Source organism: Tepidimonas aquatica, assembly GCF_007556585.1.
Taxonomy (GTDB): domain Bacteria; phylum Pseudomonadota; class Gammaproteobacteria; order Burkholderiales; family Burkholderiaceae_C; genus Tepidimonas; species Tepidimonas aquatica.
The window spans coordinates 1-4,042 of record NZ_VJNA01000057.1 but is presented as its reverse complement, the minus strand read 5'-3'; the positions used below and the strand labels follow the sequence as shown (position 1 = coordinate 4,042).

Below are 4,042 nucleotides of genomic sequence, written 5' to 3'. Positions count from 1 at the left end.
CTGTACAATCACCACATCCCCCAGAAAGCCCTGGGACATGTCCCGCCCATCGAGGCCATGAAAAGATGGTACAAAGAAAAACCGGAACTTTTCATAAAAGTGCCACGCAATCGTCCGGGACCTGACATGTAGGCGTCCATCGGTCCGCCCCCGTGGGGTTGCGGCCCAGCAGCCGGCGCACAATGTCCTCGTCGTGCAGTGCGGGCGTATCGTCCGTCCAGCCGTAGGCTGGCGGCTACCGCTGCAATGCACAAGCAAAGGTGCGTGTTCGACGATCACCCTGCGGTCGTCTCGGCAATCAGCACATTGGCGGGGATGCCCAAGCTCTTGTGCAGGCGTCGGATCATGGCAAGCGTTAGCGGACGCTTGCGGTTCAGGACTTCGTAGACGCGGTTTCGCTTGCCGATGATCGGCTCCAGGTCTTTGACGGACAGACCGCTCTGCTCCATGCGGAATTTGATGGCTTCTACCGGATCGGGCGCGGCGATGGGCATGTGTTTGGCTTCGTAGGCTTGCACCAGCGTGACCAGGATGTCCAGGCGATCACCCTCCGGCGTGCCCAAATCAGGGTCGGATTCCATCAAGGCCGAAATTTCCTGGAGTGCGGCCCTGTAGTCGGCTTCGGTGTGGATAGCGCGGATGTCCATGTGTTTCCTCGGTGGCCGTTCAGGTCGTTTCAACGGTTTCTGCATCGATGGCGTCGTACTCTTTGTGGGTGCCGACGAACTTCACGTAAACGATCTGCAACTTGTAGGCAATCGCCACAACCAGCCGGTAGTCATTGCCTTTGATGTTGAAGACCACGCGACGGTTCTTCATCACGCTGGCGTTGCGGTACTGCGCCTTGATGTCAGCGGGTTGGGTCCAGGTCGCACTCTTTGCCTCCTCATACCAGGCCTTCAGCGGCTGTTCAGCGTCGGGATGGCGCTCCCAGAAGGCCCGCAGAGTGGATACGGCAATCACTCGCACGGACGGCAGTGTAGTCCCATTGTGGGACTATGGCAACCCTGTGCGGGTGTCCATTACCCCGCCCGCGCGTGGTTGAGGGCGAGCAGCCGACGCAGGATTTCTTCGTCGGGCATGGCGGGCGTGTAGTCCGTCCAGCCGTAGGCGGCGGCCACGGCTGCGTCGAGTTCCCGGTGGGCGTGGGCCAGCCACGCCGGGCGGGCGTTGTACAGGTTGGTCAGGGTGCGCTTTTTGAGTTCGGCCTCAAAGCCTGGCCGGGGCACGGGGCGGCGCGGGAAGCCTGCTTGCTCCTCCTCGGGGGTGATGACCCATTCGACCCACTCGGGCGGGTTCAGCCACGCTTCGCGCAGGTCGCTCAGGCGCTTGGCGGCCTCGGCGATGCGGCAGGCCGCCGCGCGGCAGGCCGCGTCCGCAATGCGCGCGGGGATCAGCGCGCCGCTGGCGGTGGCCTCCGTTGCCTGATGCGCGTTGTCGGCAGGCGTGAGGCCAGCGGGGAAGGGGAAGGTTTCGAAGCAGTCGTGGGCGTTGTAGGTCGGGTCATTGCCAACACCATGGCGCGACGCATTGGCCAGTGCCCACGCGGTGTGCAGGCGCGAGGAGAGCACGCCAAAGGTGCAATCGTCCGCCCGGCAGATGGCGTACAGGCGGGAGTCAGGCAACACCGCTGCTGGCAGCCAGACGAAGAAGCGATGTTTGGCGACACGTGGTGTGGCGATGTAGCGCGACAACCCGGCCATTGCGCGGCGCATGGCTACACGTGGTTCTCCATGGCGCCACCAATAACGCCGGTGCCCCGCACGGTTGACAAGCTCGCGCACGGGTTTGACATGTTCAAGTACGTGCGCAAAAGGCGTTTCGTACAAGGCGGCATCAGTCTCGCTCATGTCAACCCCAAAATCGATGATCCAAGTATCGGATGGCCTACCGGCCAAGTCCTGGCCGTTGGCCCATGGCCGCAGCACGTCGGCATTCGGTCGACCGTTCGGGTTGGGGAGCGTGATCCATTCACGGGCTGTATGGCCAGGAATATCGAAGTTTCCGACTTTGATGGTTCCCTGAAACGCCGTGTCTGCGTTTTGTGACAGTGCCCTGGCCCGCGTGAGATCAAGCTCAGTTGCGTGCGTCAAATCGGCATGTATCTCGCCGACCTCCTGCCCATCCAGCCGCGCCGCCTGCCCACTGCGGCCAAAGCACACGAGCGAAACGCGCACCGCCGCGCCGTCGTTGACCCACGGCTCGTCGCTCCAGGCTTCGAAGACGCGGGTGGTGGCGACGATGCGGTCCAGCACCCTGCGGTTGGCGCCCTTGCGAATGGCCTGTGTCGAGACCAACCCGGCACGCTGGCACTGGCCTGCTTCGATCTGCGCGCGGGCTTTTTCGAACCAGTAAGTGACCAGATCGGCCCCGCCGGGCACGCGGCCCGCGTACAGTGCCCGCAGCCGCTCGACGTAGGCGTCGCCCAGCTCGCCGCGCATTTTCTTGTCGCCCAAAAACGGCGGGTTGCCGACGATGACGTCGGCCTGGGGCCAGGGGGCTTCGCTGCCGTCCGGGGCCAGCAGCGCGTCGCGGCACTGGATGTGATCCAGCGGCGCCAGGATGGGGTTGCGCCGGATGTCGTAGCCGTGGCCCAGCATCCACTGGATTTCGCCAATCCACACGGTCACGCGGGCCAGCTCCGCCGCGTAGGGGTTGACCTCCAGCCCCAGCACGTTGGCCGGGCCAGTCTCGATGCTCAGTTGCCGGTGCAGGCCCAGCGCTTCGGCGTCCAGGTTGGCGCGGTGTTCCAGGTCTTTGAGCGCGCGCAGCGCCAGATACAGGAAGTTGCCCGAGCCGCAGGCGGGGTCGAGCACGCGCACGTTGCGCAGCCGCTCCAGGTAGCCTGCAAAGGTGGCCTGCGCGGTCTTGAGGGCGGCTTGCGCGCCTTTGCCGCCGGCGTGGTATTGGGCCATGGCTGCGGCAATCGTGGCCCTGGCCGCCTTCCATTCGGCGGCCAGCGGGCGGGTGATGACGGGTTCGATGAGCTTGGCGATGGTGCCGGGGTCGGTGTAGTGCGCGCCTAGCTGGCTGCGCTTGGCCGGATCAAGCCCGCGCTCAAAGAGCGTGCCAAAGATGGCGGGCTCGATGTTGGACCAGTCCATGCGCGCCGCTTGCAGCAGGGCTTGCGCGTCGGCGGGTTGCAGCGGCGGGGGCTGCACGACCTCGAACAGGCCGCCGTTGAACCAGGCGATGTCTTCCAGCAGGAACTCGCCGCCCTGACGCATGGAGGCAAACAGCTCGCCCAGGCGCTGGCCGAGTCTGTCGGGCGCGGTGGTGCTTTTTTCGACGATGCGCTCAAACAGCCGCGCGGGCAGCAGCCCGGCGTCTTCGGCAAAGAGGCAAAACAGGCACTGGATGAGGAAGTGCGCGACCTGCTGCGGGTCGGCGCCGCGCGCGGTGAGCGCTTGCGCGATGGCGGCAAAGCGCTCGGCGGCTTCGGCGGTGACGTCTTGCGTGGTGCGGCGCGGGCGGAATCGCTCGGGGTCGGTAAAGAGCCAGCGCAGCTTTTGCAGGTTGGCTGGCTGGCCGATGTCGTGCAGGGCAATGGTGTGGGTTTCGGACGGCGTGCCGGTGAAGTGGGTGTGAATCTGGATGGTTTCGCGGTCGCACGTCACCAGCAGCGGGGGGTTGTCAAGCGCCAGTGCGTAGGTCATGAGCTGGCGCAGCGCATCGCCCAGGTTGCCGCCGGGGGCTTTGTTTTCCCAGGCAAAGCAGCCACGCTTCCACACATCAGCCCAGCCACGCCCGGCGCCGGTGCGCGCCGCGCCGCGCTCGAAGCAGTAGTTGTCCGGGTCGTTGGGCGGCGGCACGCCCAGCATCGTGCACAGGTCGAGAAAGTAGGCCTGCGATCCGGCGCGCTCGGTGAGTGGGTTGTTCTTCCAGCGGGCGATGAATTGCTCGGGCGTCATGGGCGCGACGTCCCCCCGGTTTTGAGTAGCGCCGCGATCTGGAGTCCAATCCCCAACGACAAGGAGATTGGACGTGAAGAAGCGTTTTACCGAAGAGCAGATCATCGGCTTCCTGCGTGAGGCCGAGGCCG

At 65.1% G+C, this 4,042-nt stretch carries 3 protein-coding genes and 1 pseudogene; 1 reads left to right on the top strand and 3 read right to left on the bottom strand.

All coding sequences use genetic code 11. From position 1 onward, the window contains the following. Positions 1-132 (top strand): annotated as a pseudogene (locus Taqua_RS13625) (IS481 family transposase); the annotation flags it as partial. Positions 133-275: 143 nt separating this feature from the next. Here Taqua_RS13625 and Taqua_RS12700 read toward each other — a convergent pair. The 3 genes from Taqua_RS12700 to Taqua_RS12690 are packed head-to-tail and all read right to left on the bottom strand — an operon-like array spanning position 276 to position 3,911. Continuing rightward, a complete protein-coding gene (locus tag Taqua_RS12700; RefSeq protein WP_165902783.1) occupies positions 276-647 on the bottom strand; it encodes a helix-turn-helix domain-containing protein in 372 nt (123 codons plus the stop codon). A 19-nt stretch (positions 648-666) separates the two neighbouring features. Then, on the bottom strand, positions 667-969 hold the full coding sequence (locus Taqua_RS12695) for a type II toxin-antitoxin system HigB family toxin (protein WP_132961289.1): 303 nt from the start codon (positions 967-969) through the stop codon (positions 667-669). Positions 970-1,022: 53 nt separating this feature from the next. Next, positions 1,023-3,911: a class I SAM-dependent DNA methyltransferase gene (locus Taqua_RS12690; RefSeq protein ID WP_144326951.1), complete on the bottom strand. Its 2,889-nt coding sequence runs from the start codon at positions 3,909-3,911 to the stop codon at positions 1,023-1,025. Positions 3,912-4,042: the final 131 nt, after the last annotated feature.